The 25,923-nt window shown below is 63.4% G+C and carries 4 pseudogenes; all 4 read right to left on the bottom strand.

Annotated elements, in window-relative coordinates:
- Positions 1-109 precede the first annotated feature (109 nt).
- A pseudogene (locus tag ACZA91_RS10810) lies at positions 110-9,640 on the bottom strand (SDR family NAD(P)-dependent oxidoreductase); the annotation flags it as partial.
- Positions 9,641-9,676: 36 nt separating this feature from the next.
- Positions 9,677-10,765: pseudogene (locus tag ACZA91_RS10805) on the bottom strand (beta-ketoacyl [acyl carrier protein] synthase domain-containing protein); the annotation flags it as partial.
- A gap of 402 nt (positions 10,766-11,167) precedes the next feature.
- Positions 11,168-24,322, bottom strand: a pseudogene (locus tag ACZA91_RS10800) (SDR family NAD(P)-dependent oxidoreductase); the annotation flags it as partial.
- Positions 24,302-25,669 (bottom strand): annotated as a pseudogene (locus ACZA91_RS10795) (beta-ketoacyl synthase N-terminal-like domain-containing protein); the annotation flags it as partial. The pseudogenes ACZA91_RS10795 and ACZA91_RS10800, both read right to left, overlap by 21 nt.
- Positions 25,670-25,923: the final 254 nt, after the last annotated feature.

Here is a 25,923-nt window from a genome sequence, read left to right as displayed (position 1 = left end):
GCTTCAGATTTAGGCTTCAGTACAACAATTTTCGGCTTCACGGATGACGAGCATTTGGGTTTGTTTTTCAGGGGTGGCGTTGGAGAATTAATGGTGAAGGATTGGTGTTTTAGCTGGATTTTGGCAGCGCGGTTTCCGCAAAACCCGTGGCGATCGGGCGGTGGCCGAGCAGGGTCTTGAGCTGATTAGCCACCGATTGGCCAGCCGCGCCCGCGAGCAACCCGAAGTGATCGCTCGCAATGTCGTGGGTGGTGATGGGGGTTTGGAGCAGGGTTTGCCAGATGGCGGGGGAGTCGGCCAGGTCTACCTGAATGGCCGGTAGGGCGAGGGGATTGTCGGCCGCCGTGAAGCCCAAGGTGCTGCGGAACAGGGTGACCCGCGCCCGACAGGCAAAGGGTTCGGGGTGATAGGCGCTGAGGAGGCGATCGTGCCGAGCGGCCAACCGCAGATTTTTATCCAAGAGTCGCCGCAGTTGCTCTGGGCGCAGGGGCGAACAGGCCGCCAGGTGATCGGTCATCAGGCTCGCATAGTCCGCTGGGGCGACGGTTTGGAAATCGTCGAGACTCAGGGGGCGAGAACCACGCCAGCGGTGAACCAGCAGGTTGGTGATCAACAGGGGAGCAAAGGCCGGATCGACGATCGCGGGGTGCTCCTTGATCGATCGCAAGTCTTCGGAGTCGGGCGCATAGGTATCCAGCAGGATCAGATCGGTGACGGACTGGCCCCGCTGCTCCAGCAGGCGACACATTTCCACGGCTACCGTTCCACCGAATGAGTATCCCCCCAAGCGATAGTCGATCGCGGGGTGAAAGGTTTCAATCAGCGACAGGTAATGTGCGGCCATCGCCGTGATGCTCTCTTGGGGCACGGATTCATTGGCTTCAATGCCCATCAGGGGGAAATCTGGCCCCAGGGATTGGCTGAGGGACTGGAGCCAGTTGGTATCTCCCGGCGCACCGTGGATCCAGAAGGAAGCGGGCTGGGAACCTTGGTCGTGGAACACCATCAGGGGGCTGGCTCCGACGGGCGCGACCGGCGCAGGTGGGGAGCCAAGGGCCACTTGCAGTTGCGCCAAGGTGGGGTGCGCCAAGAACAGATTGGCGGGCAACGATCGCCCCCATAGCCGCTCAAGGGATCGCCGCAAATCCGCTTGCACCAAAGAATCGACCCCCACGGTGCTCAGATCGGTGTCTTCGGTGAGCAACACCGGATCCAGGCCCAGGGTCTGGCTGAGGAGCGATCGAAGGGTGGCCATGGCAGTGGGAGCGGGAGTGGCCAAACCGGCGGGGGTCACCAGGCCAGCGGACACCGCCGTGGAAACCGCTGCCGAGACCACCTCCGAAACTGCCTCCGAAACCGCTTCAGCCCCCGTTGCCGCAACCGCACTGGGCGATCGGGGAATCCAATGGCGGGTTTGGCTAAAGGGATAGCCGGGTAGGGAGACTTTTTGGGGAGGAATGGGGCGATCGCTGGCCTGGGCGATCGCGCTGAGTTCCGCCTGAGCGGCTTGCCAGGCTTGGGCCAATTGCGCGAGGGGCGATGTTTCAATCAGCTCCCCGATCGGCCATTGCCCCTGTGCCAGCCAGGTTTGCATCTGCTCAAACAGGGTCGGGTAATCGGGGGCCACAAAGGCCACCCGCTGGGCCAAGGCCTCCCGGCCGGTTTGCAGCGTATGGGCAACATCGGCCAAAGCATAGCGCTCGCCTTCGGTTTGCAAGGCATCGCGCAGGGCCATCACCGCAGTCCGGAGGGCTTGGGGTGTTTTGGCAGACAGGGGAATCACTTCCGGCTGCGGCTCGGCCAGGGCCGGCGCGGGGGTGGCCGCCGAATCCAAGACGCGCTCTAGCAACAGATGGCAATTGGCACCACCAAAGCCAAAGCTACTGACCCCAGCCCGCAACACCGCTTGCCCGGAGGGGTCGATCGCCGGTTCCCAGGGCTGCGGGGCGATCGGGATTTGGAACCCGCCGCGCTCCAGATGCAGCAACGGATTCAGGGATTGTTGGTGGAGCGTGGGCGGAATTTGGCGGTGTTGCATCGCCAGCACCACCTTCAGCAGCCCCGCAATGCCGGAAGCCGGTTCCAGGTGACCAATATTGGTTTTGACCGATCCCAACCAACGGCGGGGAACTGGTCGATCGGCTCCCTCGATCGTGGTTGGGCCCGTCAGCCGACCAAAGGCCTCCGTAAGGGCATCCACCTCGATCGGGTCTCCCAGGGCCGTCCCCGTGCCGTGGGTTTCAATCAAGGTAATGGAAGCCGGATCCACCGCCGCTTGCTGATACACCTGGGCGATCAAGTCAGCCTGGGCCTGAGGGTTCGGAGCCGTCAGGGACATGCCATGGCCACCATGGTTCACCCCAGAAGCCCGAATTACGCCGTAGATATGATCGCGATCGGCCCGAGCTTGGGCTAACGATTTGAGGCAGACCACGCCCACGCCTTCGCCCTTCACATAGCCATTGGCCCGCGCATCAAAGGTGTAGCAGCGTCCCTCCGGCGACAAAACCCCCATCCGCGCCGCCATCATCACGGCGGTGGGAGACAGCAGCAAATGCACACCCCCCGCGATCGCCAAGGGGGCCTCGCCGGAGCGGATGGCCTGCACCGCCCGATGCACAGCCACCAGGGAGCTAGAGCAAGCGGTGTCAATAATTTCGCTGGGGCCGCGCAGATCCAGCAGGTAGGACAGCCGGTTGGCAATCATGGCGTGGGCGTTACCCGTGGCCACTTGGGGGCCCGCATCGGGGCCAAACCGCTCCACATATTCATTCATCTGCACCCCCACAAACACGGCGGTACGGCTGCCAGCCAAGGAAGAGGGCCGAATGCCCGCATCTTCCAAGGCGTGCCAGGCCTGCTGCAAAAACAGCCGATGTTGGGGATCCATCTGCTCCGCTTCCCGAGGAGAAATCCCAAAGAATAGCGGGTCGAAGGTGGCCACCTCCGTCAGAAACCCACCCCAGCGGGCAGCCTCTTCCCGGCCGGTCCCGGTCAGTTGGGCAGCGCAGTCCCGCCAATCCCAACGCTCCGGCGGGGTTTCCACAATCAGATCCTTGCCTGCTGCCAGGTTTTGCCAAAAGTCCTGCAAGCTGGGAGAACCGGGAAACAGGCCGCTGATGCCAATGATGGCCACGCCGGAGTCTTGATCGGGCAAGGCCGACGTGACGGGCCCGGCGGGCGCTGGGGGCGTGGCGACCACGGCATTTTCATCACTCAGCGCCGCCCCATCAACCTCGGGGGGAACCAAAACCGCCGCGATCGCGCTGGCATAGTCTGTTTGCAGATGTTCAGCCAAGGTAGCCAAGGTTCCCACCCGGAAGAAGAGGGAAGGACTCAGATCGATCGCGTAGCGCCGGTTAATGCGCGTGGCAAATTCCCGCAGCAGCATCGAATCAAACCCGTATTCACTGAAGGGAGTCTGGGGCTGGAGTTTGTGGGGAGCGATCGCCAAAACAGCTCCCGCCATCTCGGCCAATTCTTGGGTTAATGGCTCGGTGGTTAATGGGTTGGTTAAATCATGGGTGACCCGAGCAGCCGTGGGTGGGGCGATCGCCGGGGTCTTCTGCTCGGCGATCGTTGCCGCGATCGGGGGTGGCGTGGTCGCCGCCGGAACCACCCCGGGCAACCAAGGACGCAACAACCGTTCCAGGGCGGGCGGCTCCCCATCGCAAATCACCACCCGGGTATGTTCCGAGGCCAATAACCCTGCCAAGACTTGCAGGGCAGCGGATGTTTGCAGGAGCCGCAGCCCCGTGGCCGCGAGATAGAGATCTTGGGACTGGGGATCGAGGGTCATGCCACCTTCGGCCCACAGGGGCCAAGCGATCGCCACGCCGCCGTTGGCCTCCGCGATCGCATCAAGATAGCGATTGGCGCAGGCATAGTTACAACTGCCCAAGTCCCCCGCCACCGCCGCCAGGGATGAAAACAGAATCCGCAACGAGAGTGACGACCAATCCAGAACGGTTTGGAGCACCTGAGTGCCCAGGATTTTGGGACGCAACGCCGCCGCAAACTCCGGCCAACTGAGGGATCCCAAGGCCGCCTGCCCCTGAAGACCCGCACAGTGAACCAAGCCCTCGATCGCCCCCCATTCCGTGGTCACATGGGCCACCATCACTTCCATGCTGATCAGATCCGTGAGATCCACCGCGTAGTAGCGTGCTTCACCACCGGCCCGACGAATGGCGGCCAACTGCGCCTCGATCGCCGGAGAGAGGGGCGATCGCCCGGTCAGCACCAATCGCGCTTGATGGTGTCTGGCTAAATACAGCGCCACCTGAGATCCCAGGGCCCCGGCCCCGCCGGTCACCAAAATGACGCTGCGAGGGCGCAAGGTCACCGCAGGCGTAGCGGCAGCCTCCCAGGCCACCCAGTCTTCGCCGTAGCGTTTCCCCAGACGATAGAGAATGTCCGCATCCATCCAGGGGGTCTGCACCTCATCGGTCAGAATCCCAGCCCAATCCCTGGCCGCCGCTTCCACGCGAATGGTGCGCAACCGCAGTCGAGCACAGGCGGCCGTGAGCGATCGCCGGAAGCCACCCACCGCCACACGGCCCGGCACATCGCCCCCCGCCCCGGAAAACACATAGTGAATATCCAAGGGTTCAGATTGGGTTTGCAGCAGGGCTTGACTGAGCAAGAACATGCGGTGCAAAGGCGTTTGCTGTAAATCCCGGTTCGATCGGGAATCCGCAGCCAACTCCGTGAGATCCCAGGCTTGGATCAGGCATTGCACGGGCGGACAGGCCGCCAACAGCCGGGTATAGTGCTCGGCCGCATGGGGATCGATCCGAAAATCCATGGGCAAGGGGTCGGCAGCCAACGGCTCAAAGGGCCCTGACCCTGGCAACACCCCAATCACCACCCGGGGAGCCAGGCGATCGCGCACCGCTTGCAACACCTCTGGATTGGGCGCAAAGAACAGCACCGCCGCCGCCGAGGCACAACGCTCCAGGGGGGCCGATCGCCAAATGGGATAGAACCGGTGGGGCGGTGGGGTCAAGGGCGCGGGAGTTGGCTCCGCTGGCAGGGCCAGCCAGTGCCGTTCCGGCTCAAAGGAATAACCCGGCAGGGGCACAGGATTCCCCGATCCCTCCCAAGGGGGCAGCGGGCCGCCGGCCAACCAAGCTTGGGCCGCGGCGGGAAGGGCATTAGCAAGCGCACCGATCGACCATCGTTTCAGGGCTTGGATTGCCGCTGGCACCGAATCGGCCATGACCGCCGCCCGGCACTCCATGGGCACACGGCCCCGGTGAAGCGTGGCCGCCACATCCGCCAAGGCCAGCGTTGCGCCATGGGTTTCCAGATACTGAGCCAGGTTCCGCACTTGCCGTTCCAAGGCGGCAGGATGACGGGCCGACAGGGGCAACAGCAAGGGAACCTGGGGCCGATCGCCCGAGGCAGGAGCCACGGTGGCAGGGGTTGGCTCATAGCTGGCCAAAATCACATGCACATTCGTGCCCCCCGCCCCAAAGGAACTGATGCCGGCCCGACGCTCACCCACCCAGGGCGATCGCGCCGTTTGCAACACAAAGGGACTGTGGCTGAAGTCCAGGACTGGGTTAGGCGGTGTGCAATGGAGCGTGGGCACGAGGGTTTGGTGACGCATCTGCAACGCCACTTTGATCACCCCCGCCACCCCCGCAGCGGCTTCCAAATGACCAATGTTGGACTTCACCGATCCCAACGCACAGAAGTGCGATTGATCCGTGTAGCGGCGAAAGGCCTTGTCTAGGCCCCGCAATTCCAAAGGATCCCCCACGGTCGTTCCCGTGCCATGGGCTTCCAAATAGCTCAAGGTGGCCGGAGAAATGCCCGCATCCTGTAGGGCCAGCTCAATCAGTTCCGCTTGGGCCTCGGGATTGGGAACCGTGTAGCCCGTGGTCAGGCCATCTTGATTGATGGCGCTACCGAGAATCACCGCCTCAATTCGATCGCCGTCGGCCTCCGCCAACGACAGGGGCTTCAGCAACACTGCCCCCACCCCTTCACCGGGCACAAACCCATTGGCCCCCTGGCCAAAGCTATGGCAGCGACCATCGGCCGCCAGGAAGCCCAAACCGCTCAGGGCAATGTATTTGGAAGGATGTAACAGCAGATTCACCCCACCAGCGATCGCCACGGCACATTCACCCCGCCGCAAGGACTGGACAGCCAAGTGAATGGCCGCCAAGGACGAAGAGCAGGCCGTATCCACCGCCAAGCTGGGGCCCTTGCAATCCAAAAACCAGGACACCCGGTTGGCCACGGACCAATAGGAGGAGGATCCGAGAATTTGGTTACTGCGCAACCATTCCTGGGCCGAGAGCAACTGATAACTGCCCCAGGTGATGCCCACAAAAACGCCCACCCGACGCGGGGAACCATCGGCCGCCTGACGCAGGCGATCGGGGGTGTAGCCCGCATTTTCAAGGGTGTGCCAGGCGGTTTGCAGAAACAGCCGCTCTTGGGGATCCATGGAGACCGCTTCTCGGGGGGAAATCCGGAAAAACAGGGGATCGAATTGATCAACCCCATCCAGGAATCCGCCCCAACGGCAGACGCATTGGCTAGCGTATTGGTCAGGATTCCAGCGGCTGGCGGGCACTTCGGTAATGCAATCTGCGCCCGCCGCCAGGTTGTCCCAAAAGTCCTCCAGGGTGTTGGCTCCGGGGAAGCGTCCGGCCATGCCAATGATGGCGATCGGTTCCTGGGGATTGAAGCGGCGCGATCGGGGGGTTTGGGCTAAATCTCCCGGGCGATCGGGCAGGGGTGGGGCGCAGGTTGGTTCCACCACCGAGATTTCCGCCCCGGGGGATTGCTTCCCAGGAACCTCCACCAGCCCCAAGGGGGACACCAGGGAATCGGTTGGTTCCGGTGTCGGTTGGGGTGCGGGTTCTGGGGGTTCCGCCGCTTGGTTCGATCGCAAATACGGGGTCAGGGCGGCCACGGTGGGATTTTCAAACAGCAGGGCTGAATTGAAAGCCCGGTCTGAGGGCTGCTTTTGAATGGCTTCACCCAGGCGCGCCAATTGCAGCGAATCAAACCCCAATTCTCCCAGTCGGGCTTGGGGGTCAATTTCTTCGGGCCGCAAACCCAGCAGGTCAGAAATGATTGATCGCACAATGGGCAGGGTATCCGGAGCCGCAGCCTGAGCAGCCTGGGGAGCCGCAGGCATCGGATTGGCGACCAGGGGCCGAGCTGCCTGAACGGGTGTTGCGGAGGGGGCTGGGGAGCTGCTTTGGAAGCGGCCCTGAAGAAACGCTTGGAATTTTTCCGGCTCCCCCGGGGCGATCGCCACTTGGGGATGGGGTTGGCGGATGGCCCAATGGATCAGTTCCAGTCCCTGAGCGGGGGTTAGGGGTTGCAGTCCCGCCATGTCCGCCATCCAAGCCTGGGAAACCTCTGTCAAGGCCATGCCGCCCCCTTGCCAGAAGGGCAGATTGAGGGTGCGACTCACGCCCGATCGCTGTTGCCGTTGCCGCTGGGTTTCCCGTTGCTGAATCCAAGCATCCAAGAACGCATTGGCGGCGGCATAATCGCCCTGGCCCGGGGCCCCCATCAGGGCACTGAGGGAAGACAGGCACAGGAAAAAGTCCAGCGGATCCTGGCGCGTGAGGTAATCGAGATAAACGGTTCCTTGCACCTTGGGCCGCAAGACTCGCCCGAAGGTGGGCCGGTCTTTGTGGATCAGAAGCGCATCTTCAATCAGGCCGGCGGCATGGATCACGCCGCGCAGGGGCCGGCCCGTTTGGCGAGCAGCGTTGACCACAGCGATCGCCCCGTCCCAGTCGCCCACATCGGCCGCCACGTAGGTGATTTGGGCCCCTTGGGCCCGCCAGGCTTCCAGGCGCGCGGTTTTGCGATCGTCTAGGGGCGATCGACCCACCAGCACCAACGACACCGGAGCCGAACCGATCGCGTCTTCCACCAACTGTTGGCCAATGGCCCCCAAACCGCCAGTGAGGATATAGCAACCGCCCCCTTGCCAGAGGCCGGACGGGGACGGGTTCCCTGGCGCGATCGCGGGATCCAACAACTGCCAGGTGCGCACCTGAGATCCCGTTGCTTGAAACTGAAGATGGTTCAGTTCTGGACGCTGCCACAGCAGAGCGATCGCCCGCAGCAGGTCTCGGGAAGGATGGTTCAGCTCCGTCACCCCCGACAGCACCGCCGGCCGCAATCGGGTGCTTTCCTGGCCCACGGCGGCACAGAAGGCCGCCGCCGCCGAAGTCCAGGGAGCGGCCGGGTCATCTCCCAAATAAATCCAGGACACCGGACTAGGGATGGTTTCGGACGATCGCAACAGGGCCCGGCATCCGTAGAACAGGGGATAGAGCGTTTGGGTCAGGCCCTGGCGGATCGCCTGCGGGGGCGCATCACCCGGGGCCGCCGTTGCCACCCCCCGGATCAACACATGGGTGGGCGCGAGGCCTTGATGGGCCAAGTGAGCCAGCAGTTCGCCAAAGTCCGATTCCCGCGAGCTGTTCAATCGGTAGCGATCGCCCGGTAGCGGTTCAAAGGCCAGGCCCGGGAGCACCTGAATCACCCGCTGGAACCGGCAGCAATCGGGATGGGCCTGCACCGCAGCGGCCATGGCCGCTCCCTCGGCTTCGGGGCCAATCCAGAGGAGCACTTCACCAACCACGGGAGCGGCCACAGTTCCTGGAGCGGTTTCCGGGGCGATCGCCCGCCAATCGGGAATCAAAACCCCTACCGCTCCCTGGGACGAGGGCGGCTTTTTTGCCGAGGGTGAATCGGCAGAACGGGCTGGGGAACTCGCCGGGAGCGGCTCCGCTCGGCCGGTGTTGAGCGAAGCGGTCAGGGGTTGGGCCGGCCGGGGAAACCAACAGCGGCGCAACTCAAACGGATAGGGCGGCAGGGTGACGCGGCGGGGTTTGGGCCCCAGCCACAGGGCTTCCCAATCCACCTCGGCCCCTTGAACCCAGGCGGTGGCCAGGGCAAGGGGGGAATCGGGCCAGGTGCGAATCACTCGATCGTCTGGCCCGCAACGCCCCACCGATCCTTGGGCGATCGGCCCGTCGGCCAAAAAGGCTTCCCATTGGCTCAACAGGTCATTGAGATTTTTGGCCACCACGGCCAAGCGATAGGGCAGGGCAACGCGCCCGGTTTGCAGCGTCCAAACCAGCGCCACCCAATCGATCGGGGCTTCCGTTGCGAAGAGTCCTGGGGCTGGGTTGGGGGTGGAGTCTGGCTGGGGGGAGTTTTGAGCTTGAATCAGCACCGATCGCAGTTGGCGCACCCAAGCTGCGAGTCGTTCCCGATCGAGGGCCGAAACTGGCACCACGTATTCCGGCTCTGACACCCTCAGCCCATCCGCAGTGACCGGGGCCGCCACCACTGGATTCAAGGCAGGGCGATCGAAGCCGTTGCGTTCAGTTTCCCCGTAATGCAAGTCTCCCGCACTCGATCCGTTGCGATCGATCCCTGGGCGATCCCACAGGGTTTGGGCCCTGGCCGGGTCGGGATTCGATCCCGATCGCCCCGATTCCGATCGATATTCCTCCACAATCAGGTGCGCATTCACCCCACCGGCCCCAAAGGAGCTGATACCCGCCCGCCGAGGCAGGCCGGGCCAAGCTTGCCAAGGCGTGGCCTGGGTTTGCACCCGCACCGGGGCTTGGTCAAAGGCAATATGGGGATTCGGATCGGTGGCATACAACGAGGGAGCCAACTGGCCATGGCGCATCTGGAGCAGCACCTTGGTGAGTCCCGCAATGCCCGCCGCCGCCTCCAGGTGGCCAATGTTGGCCTTCAACGACCCGATCGCACAGTAGGGCTGGTCATGGGTCCCGAGGGCTTCGGTTAGCCCCGCCACCTCGATCGGGTCTCCCAAGGTCGTGCCCGTGCCGTGGGCTTCGATGTAGGACAAGCTGTGCGGATCCACCATTGCATCCTGAAGCGCCGATCGAATCACCGCCGCCTGGGCCGTGGGGTTAGGTACGGTGTAGCCCGACACCTTGCCGCCACTGTTGACCGCCGAACCGCGAATGACTCCCCAAATTCGATCGCCATCCCGCTCTGCGTCGGCCAGGGGTTTGAGCACCACCACGCCCACCCCTTCGCCGGGAACCATGCCCGATGCTCCGGCCCCAAAGGGACGGCAAACCCCATCGTTCGCCAACATCTTCAGCCGATGCAGGGCCAGCAGATGCCGAGGATGCAAAATCAGATTCACCCCACCGGCCAAGGCCGCCCGGCATTCTCCCCGCCGCAGACTTTGCACCGCCAGATGAATGGCCACCAGGGAGGAAGAGCAAGCCGTATCCACGGCCAAGCTGGGGCCTTGGAAATTGCAAAAGTAGGAAAAGCGATTGGCGATCGAGGACGGGGAAGCACCGGTCAGCACAAAATCGCCTTGCAGCGCAGCCTCGGCAGCCAGGAGCTGATATTCGCCATACATCACCCCCGCAAACACCCCAACGGCTCGCTGGGCGGCCGGATCGGGCGATCGCACCAGGGTACTGGGGGTTAAGCCCGCGTCTTCCAGCGCGGCCCAGGCCACTTCCATAAACAACCGCTCTTGGGGATCAATCCCGGCCGCTTCCACGGGCGAAATGCCAAAAAAGCGTGGGTCAAAGGTATCGATCACCCCTAACCAGCCCGCCCGCCGCGCCGTGGGATGCCCGGTTAATTCAAATTCGGGCGACTCAAATTCACGACCGGGCGGCGGTTCACTAATCGCATCGCGCCCGGTGATCAGGGTTTCCCAAAAGGCCGCCAAGTCCGGACTGCCTGGGTAACGACCCGCTAACCCCACAATGGCGATCGCCCCATCATCCACAGCCAGGTTCGTCGGGGCCATCGATCGATCTTGACTAGGGCCCTGGCTCGATCGGCTCGTGGGCCCTGGGGCGATCGGCTCCGCAACCGGCTGGCCACCACCCGCCAATTCCGGTGCGGGTGCGGTGGGGGTCAGCGATGTTGTTGAGGCTGAGATGGTTGAAGTTGAAGTTGAAGTTGAGGCTGAAGTGGTCGATCGGGGCGCAGATGTCAGTGGTGATGGAACCGGTACTGGAACCGGTGCGGGCGGCAACCCTGGGGAGGGCGCTGACAGTTCCCCAGAAGACCCAGGGGCAGCCACAACCGACGGAGCCGCCGGCCGAGCCGCCGCCACCAAAGCAGCGATCGCCTCAGGCTTATTCGCCTCCAGCCATTGGGTCAACGCATCCAGCGAAGGGCATTGGAACAGCAGCGTTTGGGGCAGCAGGCCAAAGGTTTGCTCTAAGGCGCGAATCAACTCCAAGGTCACCAACGAGTCCACCCCATAGGTCTCGAAGTTGGCTTGGCGCGATAGGGTTGTGCCCTCTAGGCGCAACACTTGCCCAAACACCTGCCGTAAATGGGCCAACACCACCGTTCGGGAATCCCCTTCGGCCAGGGTGGGAGCCGCCACCGCTGATGAGGGTGCAGCGGCCGGAACCGATGGCGGAACCGGCCGATCGGGAACCATGGGGGCCCCTTGGGGAGCCGTCGCCACCGTGGGGCACTCAATCCAACCATCGCTCGCCCCCAGAATGATCGTCTCGATCGGCAAGCCCGCATCGGGCCGGGCAGGACTCGCCAGGTGAATGGATTGGAACCCGGCCGCCCGCAACAGGGCTTCCCACTGGGCGGGACTCAGGAGCGGCGCGTGGGGCAAGCGCCAATCCCCATCCCCAAACAGCCACCAGCCCTCCGTGAGTCCAAAGGTCAAGGTAACAAAGTCTTGAACCCGGGTTCCTTCATTGAGCACCAACAGGCCGTGGCGCTTCAGCAGCCGTTTCGCCTCACGCACGGAAGCGGTCACACTCTCCGTGGCATGGAGCACATTGGCCGCCAACACCAGGTCATAGCTACCGGGTGCAAAGGACTGGGCCGCCACATCTTGGGCAATATTCAACACCCGAAATTCACAGAAGGAGCGGCCTTGAGCCAAGGTCTGCTGGGCTTGGTGTACCAGGGTGGGCGAAATATCGGTGAAGGTGTAATGAACGCTGGCGGCATGGGGATCCAAGGCTTTCAACACCGCAAAACTGGTTCCCCCCGTGCCGCCACCAATCTCCAAAATGCGGAAGGGCTGTTGGGGCGTGGGCTGGGCGGCCACCACCGCCGCGGCCACGGTGGCGGCGGTCAAGTCGTTGTAGTAATCCATCAGGGGATTGCCGCGATAGATCCCTTCCACCTGGGCAGCGGATCCGCGAGGAAAGAGAATCTCGAGCGGATCGCAGGCCCCGCGCAGGATATCGCCATAGCGTTCTAAGCAGCGATCGAGCAGGGTCAGACAAGGATCAATGCCCACGTAGCGCGATCGCAGTCGATCGGCTTCGGCGGAGCTGTTGGCAATCCGGCGATCCATCTCCGGCGTGAGGCACAGGGGCGTTAAGCCCAACCCATCACCCTGTTCCGCCAAAAATCCGGCCCGGATCAGCAAGTCATCCAAGGCCCAGAGCAGGCGTTCATAACGGGGCTGCACTGCCAGTTGCGTCATCACCGATCGCACAGACCAGCGATCGGCCGCCGATCGCAGCACCCCCAGTTGGCGCAGGGTAGCCAGCAGTCGTCCATGGGCATGGGCCTCAAGCTGCTGGAAGGCCTCGATCGACTCAGGCGCGATCGGGCGTTCCTGCACAAACCGGGCCATGGCCTGGGCCGCCGCCGGGAGCATGGGCGGGGCGATCGCCCCTGCCGGTTCCGTGGTCCAGCCCGTTAGCTGCAACTGATCCAAAATTTCCGGCGCAACCAGCATGGGCAAACATTGGCGCACTTCCCAACGCAACAACCGCGCCAGGGTTTCCACCCCTTCGGCGGTGTTGATGCCCAAAATGCCCTGCTTTTCAATGCGTCGGCTATAGAACTCGGTGGCCACAATGCCCGTTTCGCGCCAGTAGCCCCAGTTAATGATCTGGATCCGGGGCCCCGTGGGCGGCAGCGCCAGGGCAAAGGCATCTTGGAAGGTGCAACCGGCCGCGTAGTTACTTTGCCCCGCATTCCCCATCAAGGCATTGGCCGACGAGAAGAAGATCAGAAAATCCAGGGGTTGTTGGCGAGTCAGTTCCACCAGCAGCCAACTGCCCGCCACCTTGGGAGCCAGGGCCGCTTGCAGGGCCGCCGGGGTCATGGTGCGCAGGCTGGCATCTTGTAACACCAGGGCGGAATGAATCACCCCTCGCAGGGGCCCCCAGGTTTGCTGAATCTCTTGGATCAGACCGGCCATGGCGACGGGATCCGCCACATCGACCGCTCGGTATTGGGCGATCGCCCCCAAAGCCGTGAGTTCCCGCAGTTGGGCGGCTCGCCCTTCGGTGAGAGGGCGGCGACCCGTCAAAATCAATTTGACCCCGGTAATCGCCGCCAGACATTTGGCCGCTTCGTAGCCAATGCCGGTCATGCCACCCACGATCAGGTAGCAGCCACCGGAATAAATCGGCAAGGGCCGCGGATCCGGAGGCAAGGCCATGGGCTGAATCGCCCGCCGCAGCCGACGTGTTCCCCGATAGGCCAGCTCCAACCCCGGTTCCGCCGCTGGTTCCGTGGCAATTCGGCGGGCCAGATGGGCGAATGGGTTCGTTAGATCAGTGAGATCAAGGCGATCGATTGGCTCAACCAGCTCCAGATCCACCCGGCTGAGATCCAAACAGGTCACCGCCAGATCCGTGAATTCCCGGGACAGGGCCTTGGTGAAGCCAATTACCGTGGCTTGCCAGGGCTGAATCGGCCCGACTCCCACGGCTTGGGCATCTTGGGTGATCACCCGCAGTCGCGCTCCCGATCGCCACAGTCGATGCCGATCGAGGCCTTGGATCAGATGAAACAGGCTGACCACCCCTTGATCTTGCAGGGCCGTCAGTTCCGCAAGGCTGGCGGGCGCGATTCGACTCCCCGCCGCCAGGAAATAGATCGTTTCCAAGGGGGGGAGTTGCGGCCAAATTGGCTCCCAATCGCTGGCCGCCGCGCCCACTTGCCAATGGTTCGGGCCCAGGGATTGGCGGGATCCCGCAAGCTGCACTTGATAGGTCGGAGCCGAGGGGTGCTGTGCTTGCAAGGCCGCTGCCAAGGGCCGATCGCCCGGTGCATAAACCATTAACACCGCCCCGGATCCGGGGGCGATCGGCTCTGGCCAAGGGGTTTCTTGCCAAACGGGCCGGTAGCAGGGCACGGCTTCCACGGCACTGGCTGGGGCCGCCGGGGAACCGGCCAGGGCGATCGCTCCCTCGGAACCGAGGGCCACGGGTGCGCCGTTGTGAGCAGGAACCGGCCCAGTTCCCACGGGCAGCCCCGATCGGGACAGGCCCTGACCATAGCCCCCCGGAACCAAAGGCGGAATTCCAGGATGGCCATTGGGCGATGTACCCAGCAAGCTGCCTTCCGTGCGCAAGGGACGGAGGGTAAAGGTGTTGATGCGGATCAAGTCCTCGCCCGCCAGGTTTGTGATCCGTAAATCAAAGGAATATTCCGAGATGGGTGCTTGCGAAGGCCGCACATAAACCCAGCAATCCTCCGTCAGGGGTTGCAGGATTTGCAAGGTGGCGATCGAGGCCGGCAGTAGTAGGGGCAAATCCGCCGCCCGAGGAGCCAACAGGCCCATCACGCATTGCAACGCCCCATCCAGCAACGAGGGGTGCAGCGCCATCCGAGGCAACCAGGCCAATTCTGAGGCGGGCGCTTTCAGCTTGCCCAGGGCCTCAAAGGGACCGGCCCACAATTGCTCAACGGTGCGATACAGCGGGCCATGAACCACATCGCGGCCATCCACCAGGTCGTAGAACGCCTTTTGCGTCCAAGCGCTGCCACAACGTCGTTGCACGGCATCGGGATCGAGTCTGGGGGTTTCCGAGGGCGATGGAGCGCTGGGGGTAGAGATCCAAACGGCGGTGGCACAGGGGCGATCGGGCGATGCCGTGACCCCGCTGGGATCTGTCTCCATGCTGGCTTGCAATTGCAGCAACAACCGCGAGTCCTGGGTTTGCCATTGGGGAACCAACGCCATGCCCGCCTGCACCGGGTGCAACCAACCGATATCCCGCAGTTCCCCGATCGGGTGGCCCGCCGCCTGGCCGGCTTCCAGCATCTGTTGCAAAATCGCCGCACCGGGTAAGACGGCTGTGCCTTGCACATGATGCTGACTCATCCAAAAGGTGAGATCGCGGGTGGGGGTTGGGGCCGGGGATAGGGCTGAGGGGGTGGGCTGGGGCGACCGTTGCACCCAGTAGCGGGTGCGATCGAACGGATAGCGCGGCAAATCCACCAACCGGCCCGGCTGCGGGTAAAGCGCCGTCAGATCCGACAGGGTTCCCGCCACAAACTCCGCCGCCAAAGACAACAGGAAGGGGCGATCGCTCCGGCCGCTTTGGAGCAGTTGAGCCACCTGGGCCCGCTGGTTGTCGCTCAGTGCGCCATCGGGCGTGAGGATTGGATCGTCCGACGGGGTAATCAACCAGGACTGAGCCGGTGTGGCTTCCGGGGCGATCGCCCGAGGCGTAATTACCAACAGGGCCTGGTGAATCTGTCGCAGGTTGGCCAGTTGCTCATCCCAACTGCTGGCCACCCAAGCCGCCCGCACCGCCAAATGGCTGCGCTTGGTGGCCAGGGTCACGGCCAAATCAGCCAGGGGCAGCGGCTCTTGGCTGGTCAGGTGCTGGAGCAAATCCGCCACCCGTTGTCGCAACTGGGCCCGATCGCGCGCCGACAGCACCAACAGATATTCCGGGCGGGCGGGCAGGGCCGGAGCAGCCACCTCGGGAGCCGCCGCCAAGACCATGTGGCAGTTCGCCCCATTGGCCCCAAAGGAGCTGATGGCAGCTAGGCGCGGGGTCTGAGTCCAAGGGCTGCCGTAGGGATCCAACCGCAGGGGGCTGGCATCCAGTTGGATATGGCCATTCAGACCGGTGGAGAGGGGGCAAGGGGGCAACGATCGATGCTTCAGGGCCAACACCACCTTCAACAGGGAAGCAATCCCGGCGGCGGTCAAGGAATGACCAATCACCCCTTTCACGGAGCCGATCGGGATGGAAGCGGGGGGCAGATCAGCGGCGCGGAGGGCATCGCTCAGGGCATGGAGTTCGATCGGATCGCCCAAGGGCGTGCCCGTGCCATGGGTTTCCACATAGCCGATCGATCGGGGATCCAGGCCAAACCGCTGATAGACCTCCTGAATGAGGGTGGTTTGGGCCGGGCCGCTGGGGGCCGTGAGGCTGCTGGTTTTGCCATCCTGATTGGTGCCTGACCCTTGAATCACCGCATGGATCCGATCGCCATCGGCCAAGGCCCGATCCAGGGGTTTCAAAATCACAACCCCCACCCCTTCGCTGATCACAATGCCATCGGCGCTGTGGTCAAAGGGTTTGCAGGTTCCCGTGGGCGACAGCATTCCCACCTTGCCCAGCAGCAAGTGCAGCCGAGGCGTGGCCAACACGCTCACCCCACCCGCAATCGCCAAGTCGCAATGGCCCTGCTCGATACTTTCGCAGGCGGTATGCACCGCAATTAGGGACGAAGAACAGGCCGAGTCGATCGCCAGGGTCGGCCCCTTCAGGTTCAACCAGTAGGCAATGCGTGCTGGCAACATGGCCCCCGCGTTACCCGTGAAGGTGTAGCCATCCACCGGTAGCCCCGATGCCAGCAACAGTTCCCAATAGTCGCCACTCGACGCGCCCACAAACACGCCCGTGCGGCTGCCATCCAAGCGCTGCTGCGGATAGCCCGCATCCTCCAGGGCGGCCCAGGTTTCCATCAGCAACAGGCGCTGCTGCGGATCCATAAACTCCGCTTCCCGGGGCGAAATTTGGAACAGGGCCGGATCAAACGCCCCCACGTCATCGAGGAAGCCCCCGTGGCGGCTGGGGGTTTTGTGGGGAGCCAGTCGATCGGGGTCATAGATGGCCCGCCAATCCCAGCGATCGGGCGGCACTTCACCCACCACCGGCTGGCCTCGTTGGATCACCTGCCAAAATTCCGCCAAATTCCGGGCCCCAGGAAACTGGCCGGCCATGCCAATGATCGCAATTTGCCGACCGGGGAGCTTGGTTCCAGGCGAGGACACCGGGGGCGCGGCCGCTTGGGGCAAGGGCGCGGCCTCGGGAGCGGGAGCCGTCCCGATCGGCGGTGTGGTGGGCCGTCGCCAATCGGGAAAGGCTTGCTCAATGTGGCGGGCCAATTGCTGCCCGGTGGGGTAGTTGAACAGATCCGTCGATCGCAACTCAATGGCCAATTCAGCATTAAGCAACTTGGCTAGCTCGATCGCCACGATCGAATCAACCCCCAAATCGGCAAAGGGACGCTTGGGATCCAGGCGATCGGCCGGCACATTCAGATAATTCGCCAACAATTCCACAACCCGTTGCTCACAGCGATCGGGGCCCCCCTGGGCCGAAACAGGCACGGCGGGCACGGGCTGGAAGGATGGCTGAGGCGCTTGATTGGCGAATTGATTGGCGAATGGGCCAGAGGCTGGGCTGGGTAATGGATCCGACACCTGATCGGTCACTCGATCGGGCGCAGGGGAAACCGCCTGGGCCGCAGACTGCGGACTACGTTGAGCCACAATCAAACTTTGCAGGTAAGTTTCGGGCGATTGGGGATGGCGCACCCCCAAGGTGCGCACCCGGGGAAAGCCTTGGGCCGCCAGGCAACGCCGCCAATTCAACGGGGTCAGCAACGGTGAGTGGGGAATGCGGTTGGGGGCATCCTCAAACAGCCACCAGCCCCGAGTTAAGCCAAAGGTGAGGGTTGCAAAAACCTCGAAGTGACAAACTTCGCTGAGAATCACCAACCCTCCAGGGGCCAAGAGCTGATGCACTTGGGCCAGGGTGTGATCAATGCGGCGCGTGGCATGGAGCACGTTGGCCGCGCAAATAATGGCAAATTGACCGGGGGCAAACCCTTGGCTGGCCAAATCCGCTTCAATGTCCAGCGGAGCATAGCGGGTGAAGGGATACTGCTCGCCCCAGCGATTGCGCCCCCGGTGGACAAAGGCCGGCGACAAATCCGTAAAGTGATAGGTCACCTGGGAGCCGAGGGGAGCCAAGGCTTGCAATACCCCAGCGGTGGTCGCGCCGGTTCCCGCACCAATTTCCAGAATTTGAATCGGTGCTGAGCCGGACTGGGCCACCCGATCGCGCACGGCCGTGGCCACCGCCGTGGCCACCAACCCGTTGAAGTGATCCGCAAGGGGAGTTTCACGGTTGATTGCTTCCACCCAGGGTAAAACCTCGGGGGTGTAGAGCAAATCCGTGACGGCCAAGCGCCCGGCCAACAAATCCGGGTAATGATTCAGGCACAGTTGCAGCAGATCGAGATAGGGACGGCAGGCTGGGCATTGGCTGCGCAGTTCTGCCTCCAAGCGCGATCGGGTGGCGGCCACTTGGGAAGCGCAACCTTCGGGGCGATCGGGATTCAACGCCAGTTCCCCCGCCACCTCCACCAGCCATCCGGTGTTTTGGAGAATCGCCAACAGGCCCGCAAACAGCAATTGATGGTCTGGGGAAAGCTGAATCAAGGACTGCAAAGCGGCGGGGGCGATCGGGCGGTGGGCTTCTCGCAGGGCCCCCGCCTGTTGGAAGGTGGCCAACAGGCCCAGCGCACCCAAATTATCCAGACGCTCAAACACCATTTCCCAACCGACGAGCGGGTCTCCCTGCTGGCTGGCTTGGGCCTCCACCCGGTGCAAGGTGCGATCGAGCCAATCCTCAATCGGTGGCTCCGGCGCGAGGGGAGTTGGTTCCGTGGGTTCGATCGGGGCCGCTGGGATCACCGGAGTGGCCAGGGTCGGAGCCACCGGGGGCGTGAGGGCGCAAATGTCTCGCTCAAAGGCGTAGGCGGGCAAGGAAATCCGCCGGCCGGGCGGCCCTTCCCAAACCTCAGACCAGGCGATCGCCGCCCCCGACAGAAACTCCCGGATCTGGGCCGCATGGGGCAAGGAGGCGGGCACGGCCGCCGGATCCCGCAGGGGCGAGGCCGTCACCAAATCCGCCGTCCACTGCACCACCAACACCGCCCGACAGTCGAAATGCTGCCGGCCAAAGGTCAGCGTCCAGGCCACATCCGCCAAGGAAGCGGCCGAATTGCGATCGGCCCAGGCGGCCAATTGGGCCAAATTACGCTCCAGGGCCGGGCGCGATTGGGCCGACACCGGAATCACCCGCCAAGGCAAGCTAAACGAACTGGTGGGCAAGGGTTCCCGGGCCGGGCCCTCTTCAATCACCACATGGGCATTCGTGCCGCTGAAGCCAAAGGCACTCAAGGCCGCCCGCCGGGGACGATCCCCCTGGCGCGGCCAGGGCTGCGGCTGTGTGGGCACATAAAACGGGGATTGCTGCCAATCAAAGGCCGGATTGGGTGTTTGCAGATGTAATGAAGCGGGCAAGGCCTCATGCTTCAAGCTCAGGAGCACTTTGATGAAGCCCGCCATCCCTGCCGCTGCCATGGCATGGCCAATGTTGCCCTTCACCGAGCCGATCGCACAGAACTGCTTAGCATCGGTCCAATGCCGAAACGCCTTCGTGAGGGCTTGCAGCTCGATCGGGTCGCCCAGTTTTGTGCCCGTGCCATGGGCTTCCACATAGCTCAGGGTACTGGGGTCAATTTGCCCCTTGGTGTAGAGGGCCTGTTCCAGTTCCGTTTGGGCTTGGACATTGGGAGCCGTAATCCCATTGGAGCGCCCATCCTGGTTCATGCCCGAAGCCCGAATCACCCCATAGATTGGGTCGCCGTCCCGTTGGGCCTCGCTGAGGCGCTTCAACATCACCACCCCGCAACCTTCGGCCGGCACAAACCCATTGGCCGCTTGGTCAAAGGGACGGCATTGATTCGTGGCCGACAGCATTCCGCTGTAGTCCAAAAATTGATGCACCCTGGGCGAGAGCAACAGCAGGGCCACCCCGCCGGCCAGGGCCAAATCACAATCCCCTTGCAGCAATCCCTGACAGGCCAAATGCAAGGCCACCAGGGAGGAAGAACAGGCGGTATCCACGGGGATCGCCGGGCCCTTGAGGTTGAGGTGATAGGCAATCCGCGCAGGCAAGATGGCCATGGAGGATCCCAAGGAAGCCATGGCGTTGGGTTCGCGGTTGGCCGATCCGTTCTGGCCGTCCTGGCTATCGAGGCCATAGAAGTTGTGGGCGGCTCCCACGTAAACGCCACAGCGTGTGTCTGCAAGGGATTCGGGAGCATACCCAGCATCCTCGATCGCCTTCCAAGCCTCTTCTAGGAAAACCCGCTGTTGGGGATCCATTTGGGCCGCTTCCCGAGGAGACAGCCGGAAAAAGAGTGGATCGAAGGCCAGGGCATCGGGCAGCAACCCCCCTCGCAGGGGCCGATCACTCACAGTGCCCCACCGTTCGGTCAGGTCGGAGAAGGGCGTTTGTCCCGATCGCAGCACGTCCCAAAATTCATCCGCATTGCGGGCCCCGGGGAACCGGCAGGAGAGACCAATCACCGCGATCGCCTCTGTTCCGGCGCGATCGGGAGCGGTTCCGACCGGGGTTTGCGGCCTGGCGACCTGGGAATTCCCGGCAGTCATACCCGCAGGAGCGGCCATACCCACAGGAGCGGCTGCCGTCAGCTCCGCCGCCACCCCTGAACCCAGCGATGGATTGCTCCGGGCTGGACTGATCACCGGATCCACCACTGGCGGCGGGGCCGGTGCTGTCGGAGCCGGGGTTGCCACCACCTGGGATTCCAAATAGGTGGCCATCTCCAGGGGCGTGGCATAGCGATAAAAATCCGTGGGGGCAATCTCGCTGCCAAACCGGGCATTGATGCGCCGGGCAATCTGGGAAGACAGGATCGAGTCCACCCCCAAATCCGAAAACGTTTGCTCAGGATCCGGGTGGTGATCCATCTCCAGCACCGCCGCGATCATTTGCCCCAACTCTTGACTAATGGCCAAAATGCGCGCGGGAGAGGGGCGATCGTCAGGAACGATCGGGACAGGGGCGATCGGGGCAGGGGCGATCGGGGCAGGGGAATTGGCGGCGGGACTAACCAAGACAGGAGCCACCACCGGGGGGCTGGCGGCCGCAGTCCGGGCCGCAATGAAGAGCTGTTGATAGGCATTGCCCAGGCCCGACTTGGCCGTTGAGCCGGGGGGGGAGCTGACCGTTAACCCGGCCTCCGCCAGCAGTTGTACCCAGTTTTGGGGAGGCAGCAAGGGGGAATGTTCCAGGCGCACCGCCGGATCCTCGAAGGCCCACCACCCATCCAGCAGGGCGACGGTGATGGTTTGGCAGTCCGATTTGCGGGTTAGCTCATTCAGCAGCAACAGGCCACCGGGTTTGAGCAGTTGGGCAAGGTGACTGAGCGATTGCTGAATTTGGCGCGTGGCGTGAACCACATTGGTCGCCACGATCGCGTCGTAGACCCCCAATTCAAAGCCTTGGGCTTCGGCGGATCGATCGAGATCAAACAGCCGAAACTGCATGAAAGGATAGGTCTGGCCAAAGGCCGCCTTACCCGCCTGCAAAAAGCTTTGGGACACGTCGGTGAAGTCATACACCAGCCGATCGGCCAGGGCCGCCACGGCCGGTAGCGTAAATTGCGTGGTGGAACCGGTTCCCGCACCCACTTCCAAAACCCGCAGGGGCCGCCCCGGTTGGGCCGCCATCCCGCCGCCCAAGGCGGCCGCCAGCACCTGGTTAAAGTGATCCACCCAGGGATTGTCGCGATACATCCCCGTCACCAAATCCAGGGATGAGCCAGGGAACAGGATTTCCGTGGCCAATTTCTGACCTTGCAAAACGGCCCCGTAGTCCGCCACGGTCAAACAGGCCTCCAGGACTCGAGTGAAGCCCACCATGTCCGGGTAGCGCTGCACAAAATCCCGGTGGCGCTCCGCCAGGGTCGTGGGGCCGAGGACGGCCCGGATCGCCGGCAGGGCTGGGCCCGATCGAACCGCTTCCCCATCCCCCCGCAGTTCCAACACTTGCTGGGCCGCCAGCAGGTTGCAGTGGGCCTTCAAAAGGCGCTCGTATTTGGGCGATCGATAGAGCCGTTGTCGCAACTGCTCCAGAGTCCGCCACTCTCCCGGGGCCGGAAACAGATCAAACTCCACCCAAACGCGAATCAGATACCAGCGGCTGAGGTCGTCGAGTTCCTCCAGGGCTTGGATATAGCGAGGCACATCCAGGGTCGATCGGGTCACGTAGTCTTGGGCTGCCAACCGGGCTGATTGGCTCGGATCGGCCACCGTCGGCCCCGAGTCAGCCCCGTGATTCGTCAAAGGGTCTGACGGGCGGAATCCCAGCAGATCCAGCACCTTGGCGGAAGCCCGCAGGGGAAGGGACTGGCGCAGGCCCCGTTGCCAAACCATGGCGAACGATCGCAGGCCCAGGGCACGCCCCATAGCCTGCACCCCCCATTGGGCGAGGCGGGTGCGGCCGGCTTCCGTGGACAGTTGGCCCACATCTCCCCAAAATCCCCAATTGATCACCGAGGCAGACAGGCCTTGCACATCCTGGAGATAGGTTGCAAAGGCATCTTCAAAGGCACAGGCGGCCACATAGTTGGCGCTGCCCGGCGTGGGCGCAAAGGAAGCCAGGGAGGAGAAAAATAAAACGAAGTCTAGGGGATCTTCGCGCAGGGCTTCGATCAGGGCCACGCTGCCGGCCACCTTGGGGGCGAGCACGGTGCGATAGGCCTTGGCCGGCATGGCGGTCAGGGGATGATTATCCAAAACCATGGCGGAATGGATCGCCCCGGTGATGGGGCCAAACTGTTGTCGGGCCTGGGTCAGGGCCGCCCGCAACGCCGCCCGATCGCTCACATCCGCCTGTAGATACAGGGCATCGCCGCCCCGTTGGCGAATTTGGGCGATCGCCTGGGTTTGGCGCTCTCCTTGGGGCGATCGCCCGAGCAACACCAACCGGGCCCGCACCTGATCCGCCAGCCATTGGGCCACCTCCAGCCCCACCCCAGACGCACCGCCCACAATTAGGTAAACACCCCGATCCCGCAGGGTCGAGATCGCGGAACCTTGGGATCGATCGGGATTCGCAGTGGCCGGGGTCGGTTCCGCCTCAGCCATGCCCCGCACCCAACGCTCACCCAATCGCCAGGCCACCTCCAGCGCCCCATCGCTCCCCAGTTCCCCGACAATTTGGGCCGCCGCTGGGGCGGGATCCGTTGCCTCTAAATCAACGCAAACCACGGGCAAGCTGGGGCATTCAGCGCGGCAGGCCCGGCCCAAGCCGATCGCCGGTGCGGCCCAAGGCTGCATGAGGCGATCGCCCGGAACCACCGATTGGGCCCTTTGGGTCACAATTCGCAACAGGGGCAGCGGATCGTGACGGTGGGCCAAGACCTGAATGCCTTGTAGGAACGCCCAGGAATCATCCACCGCATCCTGCCAGTCGCAGGCATCCATCATCCCCAAGAAGTCAATGCTGGCGATCGGGGTCGTCTGGGCCAGCCAATTGCGCCACAGGGTTTCTCCCGCCAAGGGATTGAGGGTCAGCACCTGGCTAGTTTCCCCCAAGCTGCGATAGTGCTGGGCTAGGGCTTCGGCCCAAGGGGAGGGCGATCGCTGAACAATCAAATGCAGCCCGGGCCGTTGGGACGGGGCCACGGGCAGAGGAGCCGCAAACCAACGCGGCACCAACAGGCGAAAGTCTTCTTGATCAGTGGGCTGTTCAATGAACTGATCGATCGGCTGAGGGGCAGCGGACGATCCAGCAGACGATCCAGAGGGAGTAAACATCAACTCTTCATCCGCCTCCACGGGCCAGTAGCGCACTCGTTCAAAGGGATAGGTGGGCAGGGTCAACAGACGGCGGGGCTGCGATCGGGGCAAGGCTTCCCAGTCGGGATCGCCCCCTTGAACCCACCACCGGGCAATTTTGGCGTAGCGCCGCGCGGCCCAAAGGTCGGGCAAGGTGGGAGCCTCGGCCTCGGCGGCCTCTTGGCTTTGGGGCGTAACGCGGCCCACCCACCCCTGAGGCAGGGTCGCTTCGGTCAAAAAGGCCTGCCACTGTTCACAGCAGTCCGCCGCCGAGGCCGCCACCAGGGCCAAACGATGGGGCATGGCGGCCCGGCCCACCTGCAACGTCCAAGCAAAATCGCGCCAAGCATCACCATCGGGGGATAAATCCCGCAGATGTTGCAGCAATTGCTCCACTTGGGCCCGCAAGGCGGCGGCGGATTTGGCTGAAACAACGATGATTTCTTCGGGAATTTCTCCGGGGATTTCGGTGATTGCTGCGGTTGCGCCCGTTCCGGCATCGGTTGCCCCGTCAACGGCCCCGTTAATGGCCCTGTCAACGGCGCGATCGCCTGCGGGGAGGGGCGTTGCGGAGCCGGAAACCGGCGACAGCTCCCGCCGGACAGACTCCGGCCCCTCTTGCACAATCAGATGCACATTGGCTCCCCCGGCTCCAAAGCTGCTGAGGGCCGCCCGCCTTGGGCGGTGAGTTTCGGTTGGCCAAGGGGTGCGATCGGTTTGCAGATAAAACGGAGTTTCCGCAAACGGAATCAGTGGGTTTGGCGTTTCGCTGTGGCGAGAAGGCACCAGTTCGCGATGCTGGAACTGCAACAGAATTTTGGTTAAACCGGCAATACCCGCCGCCGATTCCAGGTGGCCAATGTTGGACTTGACGGAGCCGATCGCACAAATTTGGTTGGCGGCGGTGTGTTTGCGCCAAGCCTCCGTCAGGCCCCGAATCTCGATCGGATCCCCAAGGGCGGTTCCTGTGCCATGGGCTTCCACATATTGAATCGTGGCGGGATCAACCTCCGCCTGTTCCAAGGCATCCAAAATCAAATCCGCTTGGGCCAGGGGATTGGGTACGGTATAGCCCTGGGTGCGGCCGGCGGAGTTCATGGCCGATCCTAAAATTACGCCCCGGATTCGATCGCCCGCCGCCAGGGCATCGGCCAAGGGACGAATCAGAATCGCCCCCACGCCTTCACCATCCACAAACCCGTTGGCCCCCGCCCCAAAGGCCCGGCATTGATCACCGGGCGCGAGCATCCGCAACTGGCTGAGGTTCACCAGGTGCAGGGGATGCAAAATCAGATTCACCCCGCCAGCGATCGCGGCTCGACATTCACCCCGCCGAATGCTTTCACAGGCCAAGTGAATCGCCGCCAACGAGGAGGAGCAGGCCGTATCCACACTCACGCTGGGCCCTTGGAAGTCAAACAGCCAGGAGGTGCGATTGGCCACGGACCAAAAGGCCGCATGGGCCCCGGCCCGTTGCCCCCGTTGCCACTGCTCGATCGCGTAGAGCTGGTAGTTGCTGTAAGTAATTCCCGCAAAGACCCCCACATCATTGCGATTCCCCGGCAACCGCCGCCCCGCCCGATCGCCCTCGGCCTTGGCCCGGCGAACGGCCGCTTTCAGGCGCTGGGGCGGATAGCCCGCATCTTCCAAACAGGCCCAAACGGTTTCTAAAAACACCCGTTCTTGGGGATCCATATCCCGCGCTTCCCGGGGGGAGATGCCAAAGAAGGCCGCGTCAAATTTATCCGCGTCCTGAATGAACCCACCCCAGCGGCTGTAGCTCTGGCGATCGCCCCCTTGAGGGTCAAAAATCTGCTGCCAATCGAAGCGATCGACGGGCACTTCTTGAATGGCGCTGCGACCGGCGGCCAGGGTTTGCCAAAAGGCTTCCAAGGTTTCGCCCTGGGGATAGCGACCCGCCAGGCCCACGATCGCCAAGGGTTGGTCACCGTTGGTGGGCAGTGAGTCCATGGCCGCCATGGCCGCTGCTTCGGGGGCCACCGGGGGGCGATCGGGTTCCTCGGCGGTGAAGGGGGCCGCATTGGGAACATCGGGAGCCATCGGGTCGATCGCGGGCGTTTCAGACACCGGGGAGCTAGTCACCGGGGAGTCGATCGCGATCGAAGGGGTTAACACCGAATGGCTAGACGGTGAGGGAGGGAGCGTTGGACTGGTTAACGCGGGACTGGGGGCCGGGGGCAAGGAACTGGCATGGTTTTGATCGA

The sequence above is a fragment of the Limnothrix sp. CMB-01 genome, from assembly GCF_055193175.1.
The sequence above is the reverse complement of the archived record's forward strand: the minus strand, read 5'-3'. Positions and strand labels throughout refer to the sequence as shown.